18 protein-coding genes and 1 riboswitch are annotated in these 21,969 nt (G+C 43.5%); of the genes, 2 read left to right on the top strand and 16 right to left on the bottom strand.

Annotation, left to right across the window (positions count from 1 at the left end; genetic code table 11):
- Nucleotides 1-85: 85 nt before the first annotated feature.
- The 15 genes from HUX68_RS01930 to HUX68_RS01860 form a co-directional block, all read right to left on the bottom strand.
- Complete coding sequence (locus HUX68_RS01930) at nt 86-1,057, bottom strand: zinc-binding dehydrogenase (RefSeq protein ID WP_174613068.1); 972 nt, start codon at nt 1,055-1,057, stop codon at nt 86-88.
- Between the two features lie 39 nt (nt 1,058-1,096).
- On the bottom strand, nt 1,097-2,032 hold the full coding sequence (locus tag HUX68_RS01925) for an ArsA family ATPase (RefSeq protein ID WP_174613067.1): 936 nt from the start codon (nt 2,030-2,032) through the stop codon (nt 1,097-1,099).
- Nucleotides 2,033-2,057: 25 nt separating this feature from the next.
- Nucleotides 2,058-2,315: a cory-CC-star protein gene (locus HUX68_RS01920; protein WP_174613066.1), complete on the bottom strand. Its 258-nt coding sequence runs from the start codon at nt 2,313-2,315 to the stop codon at nt 2,058-2,060.
- A 74-nt stretch (nt 2,316-2,389) separates the two neighbouring features.
- Nucleotides 2,390-4,126, bottom strand: coding sequence for a carbon starvation CstA family protein (locus HUX68_RS01915; RefSeq protein ID WP_174613065.1), 1,737 nt, complete (start codon nt 4,124-4,126; stop codon nt 2,390-2,392).
- A 226-nt stretch (nt 4,127-4,352) separates the two neighbouring features.
- On the bottom strand, nt 4,353-4,496 hold the full coding sequence (locus HUX68_RS01910; RefSeq protein ID WP_174613064.1) for a hypothetical protein: 144 nt from the start codon (nt 4,494-4,496) through the stop codon (nt 4,353-4,355).
- Nucleotides 4,497-4,613: 117 nt separating this feature from the next.
- Entirely contained in the window at nt 4,614-5,081 is a 468-nt protein-coding gene (locus tag HUX68_RS01905) for a helical membrane plugin domain-containing protein (RefSeq protein WP_174613063.1), read from the bottom strand.
- Nucleotides 5,074-8,025 (bottom strand): formate dehydrogenase subunit alpha, encoded by a 2,952-nt coding sequence (fdhF, locus tag HUX68_RS01900; protein ID WP_174613062.1) that lies wholly within the window; start codon nt 8,023-8,025, stop codon nt 5,074-5,076. Before fdhF ends, HUX68_RS01905 begins: the two co-directional genes overlap by 8 nt.
- A gap of 12 nt (nt 8,026-8,037) precedes the next feature.
- Nucleotides 8,038-8,850 carry a formate dehydrogenase accessory sulfurtransferase FdhD gene (gene fdhD, locus HUX68_RS01895; protein WP_174613061.1) on the bottom strand — a complete coding sequence of 271 codons (813 nt, stop codon included), beginning with the start codon at nt 8,848-8,850 and terminating at the stop codon, nt 8,038-8,040.
- 117 nt (nt 8,851-8,967) lie between these two features.
- Nucleotides 8,968-10,347 (bottom strand): Glu/Leu/Phe/Val family dehydrogenase, encoded by a 1,380-nt coding sequence (locus HUX68_RS01890; RefSeq protein WP_174613060.1) that lies wholly within the window; start codon nt 10,345-10,347, stop codon nt 8,968-8,970.
- Nucleotides 10,348-10,496: 149 nt separating this feature from the next.
- Entirely contained in the window at nt 10,497-11,918 is a 1,422-nt protein-coding gene (locus HUX68_RS01885) for a hypothetical protein (RefSeq protein WP_174613059.1), read from the bottom strand.
- Nucleotides 11,919-12,391: 473 nt separating this feature from the next.
- Nucleotides 12,392-12,967: an energy-coupled thiamine transporter ThiT gene (thiT, locus tag HUX68_RS01880; RefSeq protein ID WP_174613058.1), complete on the bottom strand. Its 576-nt coding sequence runs from the start codon at nt 12,965-12,967 to the stop codon at nt 12,392-12,394.
- 119 nt (nt 12,968-13,086) lie between these two features.
- A riboswitch (TPP riboswitch) is annotated at nt 13,087-13,190 on the bottom strand.
- 64 nt (nt 13,191-13,254) lie between these two features.
- Nucleotides 13,255-15,039, bottom strand: coding sequence for a M3 family oligoendopeptidase (locus HUX68_RS01875; protein WP_174613057.1), 1,785 nt, complete (start codon nt 15,037-15,039; stop codon nt 13,255-13,257).
- A 165-nt stretch (nt 15,040-15,204) separates the two neighbouring features.
- Entirely contained in the window at nt 15,205-16,023 is an 819-nt protein-coding gene (locus HUX68_RS01870) for an N-acetylmuramoyl-L-alanine amidase family protein (RefSeq protein ID WP_174613056.1), read from the bottom strand.
- A 174-nt stretch (nt 16,024-16,197) separates the two neighbouring features.
- A complete protein-coding gene (locus tag HUX68_RS01865; protein WP_174613055.1) occupies nt 16,198-16,521 on the bottom strand; it encodes a hypothetical protein in 324 nt (107 codons plus the stop codon).
- Nucleotides 16,522-16,526: 5 nt separating this feature from the next.
- Nucleotides 16,527-16,997, bottom strand: a complete 471-nt coding sequence (locus tag HUX68_RS01860) for a DUF6884 domain-containing protein (RefSeq protein ID WP_174613054.1) — start codon at nt 16,995-16,997, stop codon at nt 16,527-16,529.
- A 178-nt stretch (nt 16,998-17,175) separates the two neighbouring features.
- Here HUX68_RS01860 and HUX68_RS01855 point away from each other — a divergent pair, with 178 nt between their 5' ends.
- Together HUX68_RS01855 and HUX68_RS01850 are read left to right on the top strand one after the other, a co-directional pair.
- Complete coding sequence (locus HUX68_RS01855) at nt 17,176-17,712, top strand: YceI family protein (protein WP_174613053.1); 537 nt, start codon at nt 17,176-17,178, stop codon at nt 17,710-17,712.
- A gap of 120 nt (nt 17,713-17,832) precedes the next feature.
- Nucleotides 17,833-19,776, top strand: coding sequence for an aconitate hydratase (locus HUX68_RS01850; protein ID WP_174613052.1), 1,944 nt, complete (start codon nt 17,833-17,835; stop codon nt 19,774-19,776).
- A 166-nt stretch (nt 19,777-19,942) separates the two neighbouring features.
- Here the strand turns inward: HUX68_RS01850 and HUX68_RS01845 are convergent, their stop codons facing one another.
- Nucleotides 19,943-21,967 (bottom strand): iron ABC transporter permease, encoded by a 2,025-nt coding sequence (locus HUX68_RS01845; protein WP_174613051.1) that lies wholly within the window; start codon nt 21,965-21,967, stop codon nt 19,943-19,945.
- Nucleotides 21,968-21,969: the final 2 nt, after the last annotated feature.

Genomic DNA, 21,969 nt, shown 5'->3' with positions numbered 1-21,969 from the left:
TTATAGCGAATGCCGATAAGGTCAACCTTAATTTATACTTTCTAACGTTACCAAAAGAGACTGTATCAGACAGCCTCATTTTTGCTTATTCACTTATACGCAGCGCAACATTTCCAAATTGTTTTCCTTCGCCCAGATAGTCCATTGCCTGCTGTGCTTCATCCAAGGTAAAAGTACGATCTAAAACCGGCCTGACCTGGTGCTTATTAACGTGGTCCAGCATCGCCTTTAGTTCCTGCCTGCTTCCCATCGTAGAGCCAAAGAGCTGGTACTGACCGTAGAAAAACGCACGCAAATCCAAGTCGACAGTATCTTCTGTAGTTGCTCCGAATACTACCATACGTCCACCCTTTTTCAGCACTTCCAATGATCTGTTGAACGTTGCACGTCCGACACTCTCAATCACCAAATCAACTATTTCATTCTTCAGCTCTTCTTGCCAGTCACTGTTCGTGTCCACGACGATATCAGCACCAAGTTCCTGTGCCTGCTCTCTTTTCTTTGCGCTCCTGGAGGAAACAATAACCTTGGCACCAGCATTTTTGGCAAATTGTATCAAATAGGTGGCAACACCGCTGCCCGCACCTGGAATAAAGACCGTATCCCCTTCCTTCACATTACCTTTCGTGAATAAGGCACGAAACCCCGTTAGTGCAGACAATGCCAGAATACCTGCCTCGTCCCACGAAAGATGTTCCGGCTTTTTTTCCACCTGATCTGCTGGCAGGACAATCTTTTCAGCAAATGTACCGTCAAAAATACTAAAACCTTCCGGCGGTGCATCACTGTTCTCCTGCCATCGTAATGCTGGATTAATCACTACTTCATCCCCGGCGGACACCTCTGAAACACCTTCTCCAACAGATTCAATTACCCCGGCGCCATCTGACCCGAGAATTAATACATCAGCAGCAGATCCGCGGCGCTTTGGAATAGACAGATCCCGTCGATTCAACCCTGCCGACCGAATAGCAACTGTCACCAATCCATGGTCAGCAAATGGCTCGTCCACATTTTTCAAGCGTAATTCACCTTGTTCATGTACAAAAGCTTTCATTACCAACATCCTTTCATAATCAATATGCCCGAAACATATTTAATTCTTCGCACTGAAATAGCCGCTGAACTTTTCCAACTGTTGTTTACTGGTAATATCATAAGAGAAAAATGGAACATAAATTAATTCCTGTTTGGTAAACGTTTTTTCGATTAAATCCATATACTGCGTTTCATAAGCCTTCCGCTGCATAATAAACTCTCCATCCGCATCATCGGGAAGTACCTTATTGATTATCAGTGTTTTAACATGCAGATGATACTTATCAAGTAATTCGATTGCTTTTTCCGTTTCCAATATGGGCAAGCGTTCCGGATTCATCACAAATACAAATCCGGTTTTGGAGCCATTGAGCAAATACTCTCTCGCCTCTGAAAAGCGTTCCTGCCGTTCTTTCAGCACATCATAAATCGGGTCTTCAATCGGTTCCCCATCATTGAGCAACTGGGTGTAATTTTCATTTGTTTTCTGGCGTTTTTGCAGCATTCCTTCAATCCAGACACCCATCAATTCCGGCAGCGACAGCAATCTGATTGTGTGTCCGGTTGGTGCGGTATCAAACACCAGCTTGTCATAGTGCTCACTTTCCTCCAAAATAATTGAAATCAGTTTATCAAAGAGCGCTGCTTCATCCGCACCAGGAGAAGCTTTAGCTGTATCAAGCTGCCTGTGCACCTCTTCGACCATGCTTGACTGTACAAGCCCATTCAGATTCTCTTTAACACCTTTTATATAATTCTCCGTTTCGATTTCAGGATCAATTTCAATAGCGGACAGATTTTCTGCAATATTTGTTGTATTTCCACCGATTGGCCGGCTGAAAATATCCCCTAAATTATGTGCAGGGTCTGTTGAAATCAACAATGTTTTCTCTCCGCTGCGTGCAGCATTCCAGGCAATAGCAGCAGCCGAAGTGGATTTCCCCACCCCGCCTTTACCGCCGACAAAAATGATTTTTTTATTAAGAACTTCCATAATAAGACTCCTTCTATCTAGTGGATCAGCAGCAGCGGATTCCGCTCATTGGTGATTTCTCCATTCCCATCCGCAAATGCCAGTCATGGAACCGTTCAATCATATATGGATACAGTTCCAGCGTATAGTAATACACCGGGTTCGGGATTCCGATCATTTCTGAATAAAGCAGCAGCAAAAATAAGTCATCTTCATCTCTTAATTCCCGTGCAATTTCAGTTCGGTGTGGCATACTGATCACTTCTTCATAAAACTCAATTAATTTTTTCATTTTATCCAGCATACATTCACCTCCCGGCAGGATAATAGAAAGGGATCATTCGTCACAATGACCCCTTTCTTTTAATGATATCTGATTTATTGTCCCTTATCAATCGGATTATCTTTACTGCTGGCAAGTGTTTGGAAAGCGGTCAAAATAATCCATACCGCAAACACAAAGATAATGGCTCCTAATACAAACAATAACGTGTTTGATTCAGTACCAAACCAGGACCATTGCAGGATAACCTGCTGGAACATGGCCCATAATGTAACAATCATGACAAAGACCATCGGGATTAAGGTTATCATATAGTTTCTGCCCTGTTTTTTCAGCCAAATGGTAATGAGCAATAAACTGATGGCTGCGAGCAGCTGATTCGATGTCCCAAACAACGGCCACAACAGATACCCGCCGGAGCCGAAGCCTTTTGGACCCTCGGGAATAAGTACCAGCATGGCACTGGTTACAACAGCGATGGAAGTGGCAACATGTTTTTTCGTCAATGCTGGAGCCTTATATTCAATCCCAAGTTCCGAAATGATATAGCGCATCAGTCGAACTGATGTATCAAGTGACGTTGCAGCAAAACTGATAACAATTACTGATACAATTGTTCTTGCCACGTCTGCCGGGATAAATAGCCCGGTTGCGAGTTGTCCTGCTGCTTCCACGAATACATTAAGTCCTGCACTGCTTGCTGCGGTGAAACTGCTGTACGTGTTCAAAAATTCATCGGCACTTGGAAAAAATGTAACAACAGCTAAAATCGATACCAGTGCCAGGGATCCTTCCCCAACTGCACCGAAATAACCTACCAATCTTGCATCGGTTTCCTTATTCAATTGTTTGGAGGATGTTCCACTGGAAACAAGTCCATGGAAACCGGAAATCGCACCACACGCAATGGTAATAAACAGAAGTGGAAACCACGATACCTCTGTATCCGTATGTGTAAGCGGAGCTGTAATGTCGGGATTAGTGAATAATAACCCAAGATAAAGCATCAGCAGACCAACACTAAGCTGGTGTGAATTGATAAAATCACGCGGCTGGAGCAGTTTCCAAACCGGCAGTGTTGATGCAATATAAACATAGACCATCAGAATAATAATCCAGATTAAAAACGCAGTTGATACAGCTCCAAGACCAAATAGTCCGGTACCATCTTCTCCCCCCATGTATCTCACCAGGTCAATTTGCAGCCATTCCACTTTTGCAGCGATAACAGCCGTAAAATACATCACAAAAAGTGCAATTATTGATGGAACGAGCATTTTTTTCTGACGTTTATATACAGCATAGCCAATCCATACTGCAAGCGGAATCTGAATAAAAATCGATAAAACACTTGCCGGGAATGAAATAAATAAGTTGGCAATAACCCAGGCAAATACCGCGTTTACCATTAACACCAGAATGAGAATAATAAATAGGAATAAGACCTTTGCCCGCTGACCGATTAGTCGGTTAGCTAACGTCCCCACAGACTGTCCCTTGTTCCTTACTGATAATACGAGTGTGCCAAAGTCGTGTACCCCCGCCGCAAATACAGTTCCCAGCAGGACCCATAGAAGTGCCGGCAGCCAGCCCCAGTATACCGCAATTGCCGGTCCGACAATTGGTGCTGCACCCGCAACAGATGAAAAATGGTGACCCCATAACACAAACTTATTTGTTGGAACAAAGTCAACGCCATCCTTATACTTGTGCGCCGGCGTAACGTAATCCGGGTCAAGCCGGAATATTTTTTCCGCGACAAATTTTGAATAATATCGGTAACCTAAGGCAAACACAACTAAACCGATAATCGCTACTAATACACCATTCAATTTTCTCTACCTCCCCTGTAAAATTTACGGGCGATGTCTATCTCTAGTTGAAAAACGCCCTTTTTAAAATTATGAAAAATCATAAGGTGATAGTACAAGTTTATTCCACTATTCTGATTTTAACAAGTAATAATTTTTGAAATATAATTTTTATTGCAGAATTACTGTTAATTGGTAAAAAATGTGAGCAGTGCCGCATTCAGAACGGTTTGAGTTGATGTTTCGCTTATACGGTTGATGTTCCGCTCGTGCGGTTGATGTTTCGCTTATACGGTTGATGTTTCGCTCGTGCGGTTGATGTTCCGCTTATACGGTTGATGTTCCGCTCATGCGGTTGATGTTCCGCCTGTGCGGTTGATGATTGATGCAATCCGCTGACTTTTGGGCTCTTTCAATCAATGCTTCCGCTTATATTTTCAGGAAAGTTATTATCGTAAAGAAAAAACCCCGGGTACACAACCGTGCACCCAGGGTCCGCTCATCATAGTTATTCTTTTCCCATTCCTTTCAAAAATGCCAGAAGCATGGTGATACTTCGGTTTATTTCCGGGTCTTTCAGCGCCTTCATCAGGTCAAAATATGATGTTTTATCGTTCTGCTCCTGATTTCCGGCTGCCTCCATCCCATCATTCAACCGTCCAGCAAAATATTTCATATCGTCCACTCTGAGTTCACCGGCGAGAAATACGAGCTGCATAATATTTTCCAGCACTTTTGCATATTGCGATTTGTTTAACTCGTTCATCACATTCTCAAGCGCATCTTCTTTATGCTTTACAAGTGCATGACTCATGTCGAGCATTCCGTTGTTATTCAGTGTGTTCAAAAAGTCAATTCCTTTTAAAATAGCTTCCTTATTTTCGCTGACCGCTTCTATTACTTCTTCCAGGTTGTCCTGCTGTATTTTTTCTTTTGGAATCTCCATCTTCTTAACATTTGAAATCGGCTCAGCCATTATGTTTCACCTTGCTTTCCGGGAAAATATAGTCTCTCCGGTTCCACTTTTCCTCAACATTCACACTAATCTGAGGCTGCCGGTTTCCTCTGCGGTAATTATTCGGCGGTAATGGACTTTTTCCTTTTTTCTTAAGAACTTTCATTTTTACCTTGATTTCCTTATATGCCGGTGTATTCGTGTCTTTATCAACATTGTTATCCGTTAAAAAATTTACTGCGGTTTTGCCGTTATCATTTAATGGCAAATACACTTCTTTTCCGCTAACACGGTCGGTCACGTGTACTAGCCCGGTCACCTCACCGGTATGGGAGATCAGTTTTATTTCAGCACCTTCCCGGACACCACGCTCCTCCGCCAATTCAGGTGAAATCTCAATGAACGCATTCGGCATCTTACTCGAAATAGCCTTTGATTTATACGTCATGTTACCTTCATGGAAGTGCTCCAGAACCCGGCCATTATTCACATGCAGGTCATATTCATCATCCGTTTCATACCGCAAATCAAATTCCAGCGGGTACAAGCGTGCTTTTTTATCATCGAATGGAAAACCGTCCACATACAACAATGGTGTATCCGTTCCATCCGCTGCCACCGGCCACTGCAGACTATTGTAATCAGTCAGAAGGTCATAGCTGACTCCAGCAAATAATGGTGCCAATGAGGCCGCTTCATCCATAATATCGGATGGACTTTCATATCCCCATTCATGGCCAAGACGTCCGGCCAGTTCCATAATAATTTCCCAGTCCGGTCGGGAATCACCAACAGCATCAAGTGCCTTGTATAAACGCTGGATGCGGCGCTCCGTATTGGTAAACGTTCCTTCTTTTTCCAGACTTGGAACAGCCGGTAAAATAACATCCGCATATTGGGCTGTTTTCGTTAAGAATAAATCCTGAACAACAAAGAAATCTAATTGTTCAAAAGCTGCCCGGACATAATTAATATTCGCATCAACAACCCCTGTATCTTCACCAAGTACATAAAGCGAATTAAGTTCACCTGCATGAATCGCTTCAATCATTTCATGGTTGTCTTTGCCCGGCTCATCAGGTATCTCCACACCCCAGGCATCTTCGTAGCGTTTCCTTACATCATCATTTGCCACTTTTTCATATCCGGGGAAAAAGTCTGGCATGCTGCCAAAATCACTGCAACCCTGGACATTATTATGTCCGCGTAATGGATATGCCCCGGTGCCGTTCCGCATATAGTTGCCGGTAACGAGCAGCAAGTTGGAAATAGCCGTACTTGTATCACTGCCAAGCTGGTGCTGTGTAACACCCATCGCCCAGCAGATCGCCACCTTATCAACACTAACAATCTGTTTTGCGATTGATTTCAATTCATCCTGTGAAATGCCGGTTAACTCTTCAGCATACTCTAATGTGAACTTTTTTAAACTTTCCTTATAATCTTCAAAATCATTGACCCACTGATCAATAAAAGAACGATTTTCCCAGCCCTTGTCAATGATATATTTAGTTACTGCTGAGAGCCAAACAAGGTCTGTCCCGCTTTTCGGCTGGTAAAATTTATCCGCACGCTGTCCCATCTCATGTTTGCGTAAATCAAATACAAACAGCTTTTGTCCAAATAGTTTTTGTGAACGCTTGATGCGTGATGCCAGCACCGGATGTGATTCCGCCGTGTTGGAACCGATTGTGATAACCATATCCGCTTCAGCAATATCATCGATCGAGCCGGAATCACCGCCATGTCCCACCGTCCGAAAAAGCCCTTTCGTGGCAGGTGACTGACAATAGCGTGAACAGTTATCCACATTGTTAGTCCCCATAACCTGACGAGCCAATTTCTGCATGACATATGATTCCTCATTGGTCGCTTTGGATGATGAAATAAAACCAAGTGAATCAGCACCTTTGTCTTTCTTAATTTCAGCAAAACGGTTTGCAACATAATCCAATGCCTCGTCCCATTCCACTTCAACAAAAGATTCATCTTGACGAATCAGCGGTTTAGTCAGACGCTCCTCGGAATTCACGTAATCCCAGCCAAATTTCCCTTTTATACAAGTGGAGATGCCGTTTGCCGGTGAATCCTGCTGTGGTTCAACCTTCAACACTTTTCGATCTTTAGTCCAGACATCAAATGTGCAGCCGACACCACAATATGTACAGACTGTTTTGGTCTTTTCAATGCGTTCTTCCCGCATCGAGGCTTCCGTATCTGACACAGCAAACAGCGGACCATAGCCTGGTTCTGCTTTTTTGGTTACCTCAATCATCGACCTTAATAATCCCGGACCATGATCGGTCATATAACCTGCCTCACCGACCATATCCGTTTCCATTAATGCGTTGCACGGACAAACCGTAACACATTGTCCGCAGCTGACACACGAGGACTGATCGATCGGTACATCGTTATCCCAAATGACGCGTGGCTGTTCGCGATTCCAGTCAATCAAAAGTGTTTCATTGACCTCAATATCCTGACAGACTTCCACACACCGGCCGCATAAAATACACTGATCCGGATCATACCGGTAAAAAGGACTGGAATTGTCCACTTCATACGGTTTTGCCTGAAATGGCCGTGACTGATGTTCCAGACCAAATTCAGCTACTGTATTATGAATCTCGCATGTTCCATTATTGTAATCGCAAACGGTACAATACAACTCATGCTTTTCCAAAATCCGATCAAGCGCTTCTTTCTGGGAAGCATTGACCTGGTCAATTTTTGTATTGACATTCATTCCGGACTCCACCGTAGTGCCGCATGCTCTAGCAAGCTCACCGTTCACCTGGACAAGGCAGGTATCACATGTTTGAACCGGTCCCAATGCTTCGTTATAACATATCTGCGGCACAAATACATCTGTTGTATTAATTAAATCCAGCAGATTTTGCCCCGGATCAGCAAGAAACTCTTCCCCATTTATTTTCACAATAATATGATCCTGGTTAAGCACGACATCCCCTCCTTAATTTGAAAAATAAACATCGTGATAAGAATCTCCATTGATACGCTTTTCATGGGTATATACGTTCAATTTATTCTCCCTGACAAAGCCAATTGCTGTTATCTGCAGATCATCAGCAAGCTTTAGTGCAAGATCGGTCGGTGCTGATTTGGCAATTAATACGCCGGCACCAATCTTGGAAACTTTTAAAATAACTTCCGATGAAATCCGGCCGCTGAATAAAATACATTTATCTTTCAGTGAAATTCGGTTCTGCATAATATATCCGTACAATTTATCAAGTGCATTATGGCGGCCGATATCAATGGCAGATGCGATGATGCCATTAGCTGATGCAATTGCCGCCTGATGAACCCCGCCTGTCCGCCCATATACTTCAGCCTTTTTATCAAAGTCTACCATCAACTGATAGACCTGTTCTGCTGAAAATTGAACGGAGGAATAGATTGTCTTCGCCGTTTTAACATCCTGCTCCAAGTAAAACTCCCTGCTTTTACCACAGCATGACCCAATCCAGCGTTCGGTTCGCTTCGCAAATTCAACCCGGGTGGATAATTCCGCATAAGCAAAGCCTTTCTCTTCATCAATTGTTAATTTCAGCACTTGTTCCGCGGTACGAATCAATCCCTCAGAAGCTAAAAATCCTAAAACAAGCTGTCGGATTTCGTTAGGTGTACAGACAATCGTTGCATACTGCTCACCATTTATCATGATCGTAACCGCGGCTTCCCTGGCAATCTCATCATACTCCGTTGCCTTCAGATGATTATGGTATTTAGTCGTTGACCATAACGACAGACTTTTATCATCCATCGATAACCTCCCCTCCATAGACAAATCCTTTTTTGACCTTAATTTTCCTATTCACTGAATATTATAACATATCTATTTATTAAAAAGACATTCCGCTCGTGCAGAATGTCTTTTCGTTTAATATAATTTTCCCTGCCGGTACAGAATGGTGGAAATTTTCATTACAGCATGGATATAACAGTTCTGACGCAGTGGAAAGGGATCACCGAAAAACTGCGGTAATATCGTATCAAAAGTTTCTTTCATTTTATCAAATAATCGTTTATACACTTCTTCTTCGCTGAAAAACTGAGTCTCTCTGCCCTGAAGCCACTCAAAATAAGAAACGATCACACCACCGGCATTTGTCAGAATGTCTGGTGCAATAATGACACCGTTTTCACTCAAATAACGGTCTGCCTCAGTGGTAATAGGGGCATTGGCTCCCTCGATAATTATCTGGGCTTTGACATCTGATACGTTATCTTTATGAATCTGCCCGCCTAATGCTGCCAGGCACAATACATCAACATCCAGCGTTAATACATCATCCCGGTCCTGAATGTCCGCCTTGACATCCGCCTCCTCAAGCTGATGGCCATCAACAGGCAAATCCCCGCCGTTATTGGATGTGTATTTTACCAGTGCTGGTATATCCAAACCATCGGAATTATACAGCGTTACATGCCGGTCACTGACAGCAACAATTTTATTATTTATATAATTGCACTGAAAAGCTTCCAAAGCTGCAACAGATCCGACGTTCCCGAAACCTTGAACCGCCATTGTCAGTGTTTTATCCTTATGTTTCAGTGCAGTTTTTGCAAAAATGTTATCCCGTTCAGCCAGCCATTTTTCCTGTTCATTTACAAAGTTATGGAGCATATAACGGAAAGTAAAATATACACCTTTTCCGGTAGCTTCTCTCCGCCCCAGTGAACCACCATTCAGGACACTTTTACCGGTAAAACTGCCGCGATAAGGCAAGCCAGGCCGGATGCTCTTGTACTCACCCATCATCCAGTCCATTTCTCTGGCACTCGAACCGACATCTGGGGCAGGAATATCTTTGTCCGGACCAAGAATTTCACTGAAGTACTGCACATATTTTTTGCAAATCAAATTGAGCTCCCGAACACTGTATTCCCGTGGATTTATCATGATTCCGCCTTTACCGCCGCCAAACGGTACTTCATGCAGCGCATTTTTTAACGTCATAAGCGAGGCGAGATTGATTACTTCATTTTCTTCAACCGATTCGTGAAATCGGATTCCTCCTTTATATGGACCTAAAATATTATTATGCTGCACACGAAAGGCGGGAATACGGATTACCTTTTCATCTTCCAGCGTAACCCGCAAAAATGATTTACTGACATGGTTTGGAGTAGATAAAATAGAAACGAGTGAAGTAAATGCTTTTTGTCTTGACTGACCTGTCATTTCCGGTAAAAAAGACTTATCATCCAGCAATGCATCCAGTGATTTTTTCACGATATCTGTAGTACTTTGTACCATAACATAACCTCCATCATTAGAAAACTTGTTTTTTCACCATGTTTGATAGCGAATCGATTTTATTTCATGAATACATATATAACGAGTGTATCAAAAAGGCTGTGAAAAAAGCCAACGATTTCCAACTTTGATGGAGGTTGCGGATTCCGTCAAAAAAGGAAAACAGCCAAAACAGTCGAAACTAAGAGCCCCAGAATAACCGGAATGAAGTTTTTGCGGACGAGTTCCATGACGGAAACGCCGCAAAAACCGGCAATTGCAATCATGGATGACCATGCGACAATCGTTCCGCCACCGGTCCAAATGGAGCCCATCTGCCCGATTGCGGCAAGTGTGCCAGGATCAATGGAACCGCTGCTTAATGATGAAGCAAGCGCACCGGTCAACGGAAGACCGGAAAAACCTGAGCCGTCAAGTCCGGTTATGATTCCAATAACAAGAATGCTGAAAGCAGCAAACAGTGCACTCTCGGGAAGATATTGCTGTGAGGATTGAACAAGATCAAAAAGTAACCCTGGCGCTTTTTCACTTACTCCCAGAATACTTCCGGAAAAATCGGAACTCCCAAGGAAGAAAAATCCTGCAATCGGTATTACCGGTCCCATCGCTTTAAAGGCAAATACAAAACCTTCCGTAATATAATTGCTGATATAATCAAGTGCATGATGCCGGCCAAATGCGACCGTTGAAAGTAACAGCAAGATAACAGCTACACCACCAATAAATGCTGCCCCGTCACCACCTTCAAAGCCGCTCATTCTTCCTGCCTGAAGCTTTGAATACATCATGAAAATAACGACTGCCAGCAGCGAAACCGGAACGAGCACCGCAAACACTTTGCTCCACGTACGCAGATGGGCAGCGTGGTTCTTGTTTGCTGATTCTTTCGCACCCTGCATTGCCTCTAATTCAACCTCATTTTGCGGGCTGTTTTTTGTCCGAATCGTTTTTCGGTACATTAAATAGGCAAGACCAATTGCCACAGCACCGGTAATAATCGACAATATTAATGCCTTATCTGTTATTAGTCCAACATCAATTCCAGCGGATTTTGCCGACAAACTTGGAGCGACCTGCACAATATAGTCCGATGACAATGCCATCCCCTGCCCCGCTAATGCCACAGCAACCGCTGCTAACAACGCCGGTAACCCTGACCGGATTGCTGCCGGCACAAGCAACGCACAAATCAGCGGAACTGCCGGTGTTGGCCAGAAGAACAGTGATATGACATACGTCACAGCAATCAAAACAAAAAATGAAACATGTCCGTTGACCATCACCTTTTGAATCGGCTGAATCATTCTGCGATCAGCACCAAGGTCACGAAGCGAGTGCAGTAATGCCATCATAAATGTAATAATCAGGAAAATGCTGAAAAGTTCTTTCGCTGCAACCAGGTTGGCGTTAAAAATGGACGTAAACCCATCCACAATACTGCCGTTATATACCCAAGCAATAACAAATGTCCCAAGCAATGATGGGAGCACCACACCTTTTCGGAAAATCATCGTTAAAATGATGATTAACGTAAATAAACCATATAACCAATGCGAAATAGTCAGCTCCATCGCAACCACTTCCTTTTTTAGTGTGCTATAGCCTATGCACATCGTAGGGAAGTGGTGTCAGATGCATTTAAAAGAACAGAACCTATTGAATGTCAAAAGCTTATGAAATATATTCGCGGTTTTGAGTATGATATTCGCGGTTTTGAGTCATTTATTCTCGTTTCCAGAACGTATATTCGTGATTTTGAGTTGGATATGCGCGTTTTCATAAATTTGTGAGCCACACGACTCAAATGCACTTGCCAAAATTCATCTTTTCAAGTTTATGTTTCTGTATCTTCCTTCTCAGCACAATCATTACACAGCAACCTGCCGTCAATCTGAACTCCGTCAAAAAAGCCATTTTCACAATAGACATTTTTTCCACAAGACTGGCACTGCCCGATCAACTCTCTCATTTGTATCACCTCTATCTTAAGTATAGAAAAATAGCCCCTCGCGTGCAAAGGACTATTCTTGATGCGTGATATATTTTATTGGGTTGATTCAATTAATGTTCGCGGCTGCTTGTAAAATAACAGAAACACAAGAGCAGCAGATAGAATAAATGACGGCAGCATGTAGGAACCATTGTACAACAGTGAATACAGCCAAACCGGTTGTCCATCGGGAGCTGCCTCCGCAAAGAATGCAATACCTCCTGCGAAGTGTGCCAAAAAGCGTAAACTTGAACCGACGAACACGCCCAGGGCAATGTACAGGAAAGTGCTTTTACCATTGCCCTTATTGACAGCATTCTGAACCGGTTTCGCAAAAGCACCGGCCACTCCAAGTACTGTAAAGGCTACAATATAATCAAGAAATCCCTGCAGTGGAGTCAATATAAATCCGCCAAACATGATTTGCAATCCACCCCACAAAAATCCTGACAACAATCCGCCTTTTATTCCCCATCGAAAAGCAACGATAAAAATTGGAATCATTGCAAACGAAACCGAACCACCCTGTGCCCATATTTTAAATGATAAAAACGGGATTGTATCAAGCAATAACGCCAGAGCCGTGAAAATAGGAACCTCCACCAAAAACAGTGTACGTTTCGAACGCATTCAATAAACCTCCCCTTTCCCGTCGGTCCAAAACCTGCCGGACGGAATTTTTCACAAAAAAAGCAATGCCAAGGGGAAGCTTCCTGATGGGGAATCCACTCACATTACTGCTGTAATCCATCAAAAAAAGCCACCATCCCTACGCTAGTATTAACTAACAGGTTCGAAGGGTAAGAACAATTTCTCGTTCACTCTCAGCCAATCGGCTCCCCCTGCAGGCTTCTATTAATCTGCTTTTTATGTTATCTGTATTATAACTTAACTGAATGGTAATAACAAACGTATTGTTATAAGCTCAGAAATTCATTTACATCATTTACACAAAGAGAAATAGCGCTTTCCCAGAAATCCGGCTTGGTTAAATCAACATCCAAATGCTTCGCTGCCAAATCTTCCACCGTCATCCGACCAGTATCACGAAGCAGCGCAATATAGTCATCTTCAAAGTTGCCCCCCATTTTCTGAGCATGTGCGTAAATGCCAAGACTGAACAAATACCCGAACGTATACGGGAAGTTATAAAACGGTACACCTGTGATATGAAAATGCAATTTAGACGCCCAGAAATTTGGATCATATTCATCAAGCGCATCCCCATACGCATCCTTTTGCGCATCAATCATCATTTCATTTAAACGCTCCACTGGCACTATTCCCTGTTTCCGTTCCTCATAAAACTGCTGTTCAAAATGAAACCTCGCCTGGATATTCATGAAAAAGGCAATACTGCGCTGAATTTTCGTCTCCAACAACACCTTTTTTTCCTCTGTGTTTCGGGCATTTTTAACAGATGCATCGGAAACAATCATCTCAGCAAATGTGGAAGCTGTCTCCGCAACATTCATGGCATATCCCTGGTTCAATCCGTGCATATCATTCATAACGTGCTGATGGTATGCATGCCCAAGTTCATGTGCCAATGTTGCGATATTGGATGATGTTCCGGAATATGTCATGAAAATCCGTGTTTGCTTGCTTTCTGGAAAATTCGTACAAAACCCGCCAGGACGTTTGCCGGGCCGATCCTCAGCTTCTATCCACCTTTCCTCAAAAGCCATCTGTGCAAAATCAGCCATTTTCGGACTGAACTTACTGAACTGCTCAACAATAAAATTGGCTCCATCCGTATACGGTGTTTTTTTCACGGTTTCTGACAGTGGAGCCCCAATATCGTACATACTCAACTTTTTAAGGCCAAGCAGTTCTACCTTCTTGGCCAGAAAGTCGGTAAAATGATGTTTGTTCCGATTAATCGCATTCCACATCGCATCAAGCGTTTCCTGTTGCATACGGTTCATAGCAAGCGGCTCTTTCAGCACATGCTTCCAGTTGCGGTGCTTATACGTCTGCAGCCGAACGCCAGCCAGATGATTCAAAGTTTGCCCAATAAAGTCGGCGTTTTCTCCCCATGCCTTCCCCAGTTGTTCAAAAACATGTTTCCTGACGCCACGATCAGGATCACTCATTTTATTGGATGCCTGACCGACAGAAACATAATTCGTTTCACCATTCTCCTCAATTTCAACACGCATATTGGCTGTCACCGTATCATACATCTGACTCCAGCCATGATATCCACTAATCGATAAATCATTAATCAATTTCTCCTTATCAGCTGACAGCAGTTCATTCGCCTTATTCCGATATTCCCCCAACACAAAAGCCAGATCCCGAATCGCCGGATCGCCTAGCAGTTCATCCCACTGTTGGTCCTGAATTGCTGTCAGTTTCTGTTCAAAACTCGTTTTCACGGCTTCCATTTCGGCGCGCAGTTCACTTCTTTTTCCAACCAGCAGACTTGCTTTCTTATCGTGAACATCCTGCGCATTGATACAGCTGATAAATGCAAATGCCTCTCCCATTTTATTTTGTGTACCTTCAAGTAAATCAGCTACTTTCTTTATCTGATCAGCACGACTTACCTGCACCGGATCAAATTCCTCGACCGCATTTGCAAGCGCTTGCAAATCATGTTTAATATCATTCATATATGTATGTAATTCTGCGGAGTCGCTTCCCCCTGGAAAAATCACATCAATATCCCATGCAGGGTTGTACGTAATTTGTTGCATCAAATCTTCCTTTCCGTTTTAAATTTTCTTTATTTTTAGTATAGCGAAAAACCGTACATTGTTCAGTAGGCATTACGGCCTATTAATAATAAGCCTGGAGTTGATATGCATCCAGGCTTTTTATTTTTTGACGGAAAATCCAATAAACAAGCTTTACGAAAAGCCTTATGACAAGACAGCCCCTGTTGAAGGATGGGCATATATTTGTACTTTCCCAAAGTCACGTGTTTGAATGGTATATACATGCAGCTGTGGATTACCGAGCACTTTATACGTAAGACCGCCAAACTTTGCAGGACGCAGGAACCCTTTTTCATTTCCCCTGATAGGGGTAACATTCAATGGATACACCCGCCACGATTTTGCATTTGATGGAAGCTGAAGAAATTCTTTTCGTTCCATTTCTGCAGCAGCATTGTCTCTTCCCTTTTTATATGGATGATTAATATAGAGACAAAAAGCTTTCACGATGGCTTCAGCATATTTTTCCCAATTCTGTCTCAGTTGACGTACATCATCTGCAGATGAATCAGCGAATCCATATTCAATTATGACTGTTTTTACATGACCTGTATCACGGTTCATATAATAAAAATCCAGCCTTGGATTACCGGGCAATGTCCGTGTGAATATTCTTCGTACATTTTGTCCTGTAGAGCGAATCCCTTCCGCAAGCTGCTTAGGTAAACCTTTCCCGCCATAGATGGAATGAATTATTTCAGCCCCGTCACCACCGCCGGCATTAATGTGATTGGAAAAACAATATTCCGCACCGCTTTCACGCACAATCCGTGTCCGGTTTGCCGGGAACAGTGTCACGTCCGCCTCCCTTGTAATCGCAACTGGTATTCCAAGCGTTTTAAATCGTTCATACTGATAAAGCGATATGGATAACGTAAGGTTTTTTTCAATCCAGTGTCTGTTTGACCCGCCCCCGGGATCCTTCCCGCCATGTCCCGGATCAATAATAACGATCGGCTTCATTTTACTCCCCCTTATATGATTTTTCGGGAGGAAATTCCGACTACCTATTCACCTATACTATCGTTCACCGGGAATAATAGGTGGCAATACTTCTTAAAAAAAAACACACTCAAGCAGAAAACCGGTACTGGCTGGATATAAAAAACCCCCACAAATTTTATGTGAGGGTTTCCGTTACTCCTGATTACGCTTAACCGGGAGCAGCCCATCCGAGATCTTATATGCTACTGCACTAAATGCTATTACACCACTGATCATCACAAAGAAGGCATAGACAATCTTAACAACTAAACCAACAAACCATCCGGGCGACAAATCTGATAAATAATTTACGCCGAAGTAAAACAGACTTCCAAAAATAGCGATGGATGCCAAGAATGTAATCAGCACCCCAATATTCTGGAGGAGAGACAATTTCCTGAATGTTTCCCTGTGTTTAAATGATATGTATATCATATATACAAGTAAAACCGCGATAATAAATGTCATTCGATCCATTTATACTAACTCCTGTCTTTCATTCGAATCGGCTCATTATCCTGAACCGCTTGTTTCAGCGCCTGCTGCATGTAACCAATGCCACTGTATTGCAGCAGCGGATACGTTCGTGGCTGATCTTTATTAAAGGCACTGTTTATTACTGGCTTATACTTTTTTCCAGTTAATATCACAAGCATATCATACTGATCAAGCTGCTTCTTTTGTACCTGCTCCCGCAATTTGTGATTGGTTATGATTTCATCACTTTTTTGATTAAATGTTACATTATACTGTCCGGGAACAATATCTTCGGGAAATAAAAATCCATGTTTGGCTGATAAAACTACCCAGTCATCAGTAAATGCCTCCGCATAATTACGACATAAATGATGCAATGTGCCAATGTAAGCATCACTCGCCTGTACTGCGCCGATATTTTCATATCTGTCCCAGATCTTTTTCCTGCCACATGGAATGATGCTGAGTTGTTTCATATGTAAAAACCTCTTTTTATTTTAGTATAGCATGGAAGAAATGTTTATTACCATCAATTAATGGGTAAAACTTATTTTGAAATCAAAATTTTTTCTTGTAATTACTTGACAGCAGTAATTTATAATTATATACTAAGTTACATAAAGTAAGTATATAATTTTTTTTGGAGGGATAAAGTTGACAAAAGCAACGTATAATGTAGACACAGTTCACAGTGAATTAGGATTTCAGGTAAAACATATGATGATTTCAAAAGCGAAAGGTGCATTTAATGACTTTGATGCCATAATTCAAGCTGACGTGGACAATTTATCTGATTCAAAGGTAGAGTTAACCATTGATGCAGCAAGTATCGATACCCGTAATAAAGATCGTGACGATCACCTTCGCTCAGGCGATTTCTTTGATGTGGAAAATCATCCAAAAATCACATTTAACGCAACTGACATCAAGAAAAAATCCGGCAATGATTATGAAGTTACCGGTGACCTTACAATCCGGGGAACTACCAAGCCGGTTACAGCGGATGTGACATTTGAGGGTGAAAGCAAGGATCCAATGAGCGGCAATACCGTTGCCGGATTCAGCGGTTCCGCTAAATTTAACCGTAAAGATTTCGGTCTGACCTGGAATGCTGCAGTAGAAACCGGCGGCGTACTTATTGGTGAAGAAGTAAAAGTTAATTTTGAAATCGAAGCGCATAAAGCTGAATAATTATCTTCCTGGAAGGGACGCCATTCTCTGAGTGGCGTCCCTTTTTTGTTTCACCTCCCACCTTTTACGGGTAAAGACAGATATACACACATAAAATCAATAAAAAAGGAGGCGTTTCATTTGGCTTTAAATGTCGCGAAGAAGCTGATTAAGAATCACCTTATATCGGGGGAAATGAAACCCGGGGAGGAAATCAGCTTGAAAATTGATCAGACATTAACACAGGATGCCACAGGCACCATGGTTATGCTCGAATTGGAAGCAATGAACCTGGATCGTGCCAAAACAGAAGCATCTGCACAGTACGTCGACCATAACCTCATCCAGGAGGATAATAAAAACCCGGACGATCATCTGTTTCTGGAAAGTGCTGCACAGCGATTTGGATTGTATTACAGCCGTCCAGGTAACGGGGTGAGTCATCCTGTTCACATGCAGCGGCTGGCCATACCTGGAAAAACACTGCTTGGTTCCGACAGCCACACCTGTGCAAACGGCTGTATGGGAATGCTTGCTATGGGGGCAGGTGGAATTGACGTCGCCATGGCGATTGCCGGTGAACCATTTTACATTAAAATGCCCGAAGTTATGGGCGTAAAACTGACCGATGAACTGCCTGATTGGGTTAGTGCCAAAGACGTCATTCTCGAATTACTGCGCCGACACGATGTTAAAGGCGGTGTTGGAAAAATCATTGAATACTATGGACCTGGTCTTGATCAGCTGTCAGCAATGGATCGTCATGTAATTGCCAATATGGGGGCTGAACTCGGAGCAACCGCCACCGTTTTTCCATCTGATGAGGAAGTTAAACGGTTTTTACGTTCACAGAACCGGGAAAATGAATGGGTTGAACTTACGGCAGACGACGGTGCAACCTATGATTTGCATGATGAGATTAATTTATCAGAGCTTGAACCATTGATTGCAAAACCATCAAGCCCAGGCAATGTTGTTCCTGTCAGAGAGATTGCGGGCACACCAATTTACCAGTCCTATATTGGTTCATCCGCCAATCCGGGATACCGGGATTTTGCAGTTGCCGCTGAAATTGTCAAAGGACGGAAAGTAGCAAATGGTGTATCCTATGATATTAACCCTACTTCCAAGCAGATGCTGACAAACCTTGTCAAAGAAATGCATATTGCAAGTCTGCTGCAGGCAGATGCGCGCCTCCATCAGGCCGGATGCAACGGCTGTATTGGCATGGGGCAGGCTCCTGCATCCGGACGAAACAGCCTGCGGACAACACCACGAAACTTCCCTGGCAGATCCGGAACAAAAGAAGACAGTGTCTTTTTATGCAGTCCTGAAACAGCCGCAGTGTCAGCATTGTTTGGTAAAATCACCGACCCAAGGACTGCAGACTTTGCCTATCCGAAAGTGAAAGATCCGGCTGACCCGAATGTCGAGGAGAATATCCTGGAAAAGCCGCTTCCACTTGAGGAAGCACGGAATGTTAAATTGACAAAAGGACCAAATATTGTGTCCATTCCGGCAATGGGCGATTTGCCCGATGCATTGGAAGTTCCGGTCATTTTAAAAGTCGGTGACAACATTTCAACTGATGAAATTTTAGCCGGGGGGGCACGAGTTCTCCCTTACCGAAGCAATTTGCCGGCAATCAGTGAATTTACGTTTGAAGGTGTCGACCCCGGATATGTCCAGCGTGCTAAAGATACGAAAGTCAAAAGCGGTCATGCCGTTATTGGCGGATTTAACTATGGCCAGGGATCAAGCCGGGAGCATGCTGCTCTCGCACCGCGCTATCTGGGTCTGAGAGTTGCACTTGTTAAAGACTTTGCGCGAATTCACTGGCAAAATCTTGTAAACTTCGGTGTGCTGCCACTGACCTTTTCCGATGCAGCAGATTATGACAAATTAGCAGACGGTGACACATTAAAGTTGGAGAACCTGCACGAACAGCTCAAAAATAACAGCAACAAGATTAAGGTCACTCTAAAAGACAAGAATGAGTCAATTACCGTTGAACATGCTCTTTCCCCACGTCAAAAGGAAATTCTGCTGGAAGGCGGACTGATCAACTGGATTAAAAATAATTAATTAAAAGTTGGACTTATTGGCAAAAGCCCTTGTACGATAATCCAATAAGGAATCTGTATAAAAACGTGCGCCCCTGGAGCGCACGTTTTTTGTAAAAATTATAAACGTGTGAACTGCTCTAAAATAGTAACGTTGCATTACGAATTTCTACCCTTTGACTTAACTGCTACGCTCTTTTTTTCATCAGCCACAGGAAGTATGGGGCACCTATAATAGCAACCAGGATACCAGACGGAATTTCATTCGGCGCAAGCAGAGTTCGGCTCAGTACGTCAGCCACAACCAGCAATGCACCTCCAACCAGAACCGTAACCGGGAGCAGGCGCTGATTGGCCGGACCAACAAGTAGTCGAGCCAAGTGCGGCGCAATCAACCCAACAAAGCCGACTGCTCCTACCGCAGCAACACTGCAGGCAGCAAGCAAAGTTGCGAGCAATGCCAGCTGAAACCGAGCTGACATAACATTCAGGCCCAACCCTTTTGCGGTATCATCACCGAGTGACAGCGTATCAAGCACACGGATACGCATGAGCAATATCGGAAATAAAATGATGACCGGCCAGATCAGAAAGTCAAACAACTCAGACCAACCTCTTGCGTACGTTGATCCGGATAACCATGTTAATGCCGATGCCACACCCAAATCAGCCTGAACTACCAGTATTTGAATGATTGCCGAACCGAATGCCGATACACCTATACCAAGCAATGCCAATATCGTCGGCTGAAACTGGGCACGTACAGCCAAGAACATCACGAACAAAAAGAACACAAATGAGCCGGCCATTGCCCCGATCGGTATCCACAACGCCGATACCCCGAAAACATACATGGTCAACAACGCACCAACACCTGCACCTGAAGTGATGCCGATTACCGACGGATCAGCAAGCGGATTTCGCAGCACCCCTTGAAATATCAGCCCACTGACGGCCAGCACCATTCCGGCAAATAAGGCAACCAGTGCGCGCGGCAGCCTTAGATCCAGCACCAGTTCCCGCATAAAATCATTGGACTCGCCAAATAGTGTGTTCCAAAGCAGAACCGGTTCGAATCCGTAATTTCCGGAGGCCGTACTTACAAACATCGTTATTAAAATAATAGCCACCAGAATCGGCATGACAAGCTTCAGAGACTTTCCGCCGGTTGATTTCCCAGCCATGACTGCAGTATTTTCTTCCCCGTAATTTGTTCTTCGCATCCGCAGCACAAGATAAATAAGCCATGGAGCCCCGACAAGTGCTATGACAGCACCAACAGGAAGTTCGGAGAAAGATGGATCAATTATTCGTGCCAGTATGTCAGCAAACAAAAGTACATTCCCGCCCCAAATAAACGAGCCTGCCAGTAATGGGAAATGCTTCCGATAACCAATCAGCTTTATGATATGAGGTGCGACCAGTCCAATAAATCCAATTGGACCGACAACACTGACGGTGACCGAGGTTAGCAGTACTGCAGCGATAACCGTTATAAACTTAATAATATTCACATTCTGTCCCAACGCAATCGCCACATCATCGCCTAATGTGAGCGTATCCATCTTAACCGACATAATTAACATAACAATTAATCCGATCACAACAAATGGAAGGGAAAATTTGACGCCGCTCCAGTCATTTTGCACAAGCGTACCTGATCCCCACAGAAACAACCCTGCTGTCTCATTTTCATAAAAGATCTGCAGGACACTGGTCAAGGATGAAAATAAAAAGGTAACAATCATACCTGCCAGAACCATGCGGACTGGTTTGGCATTTCTCCCGCCAGAAAGAATAAATACCACCAGAAAAGTTGCAATACCGCCCAAAAAGGCAGCCAATATTCCATTTCCAACTAAGAGTGCCGGGAAAAAGACGGTACACAATACTACAGCAAAATATGTTCCGGAATGAATACCAAGGGTACTTGCTGATGCCAGTGGGTTTTTAGTAACGGTCTGCAGTACAACCCCGGCAACAGCAAGTGCACCTCCGGCGATAATGCCCATCATGGCACGCGGCAGCCGCAGCATGCGTATTGTATGATGCTGTAAATTGTCTTCTGGCGCAAAAACCGCATCAACCACTGTACCTGCCGGAATTGACACACTTCCCTGATTTATATGTATAAATGTTAATATGCACAAAAGCGCGGTTCCCCCTCCAAAGGTAAGAACCGCTACCATTGTTTTACGCAGTGCGAGGCTCATCA

Source organism: Virgibacillus ihumii (assembly GCF_902726655.1).
Lineage (GTDB): Bacteria > Bacillota > Bacilli > Bacillales > Amphibacillaceae > Lentibacillus > Lentibacillus ihumii.
Note: the sequence above shows the minus strand (reverse complement) of the source record. Positions and strands in the feature narration are given on the sequence as shown.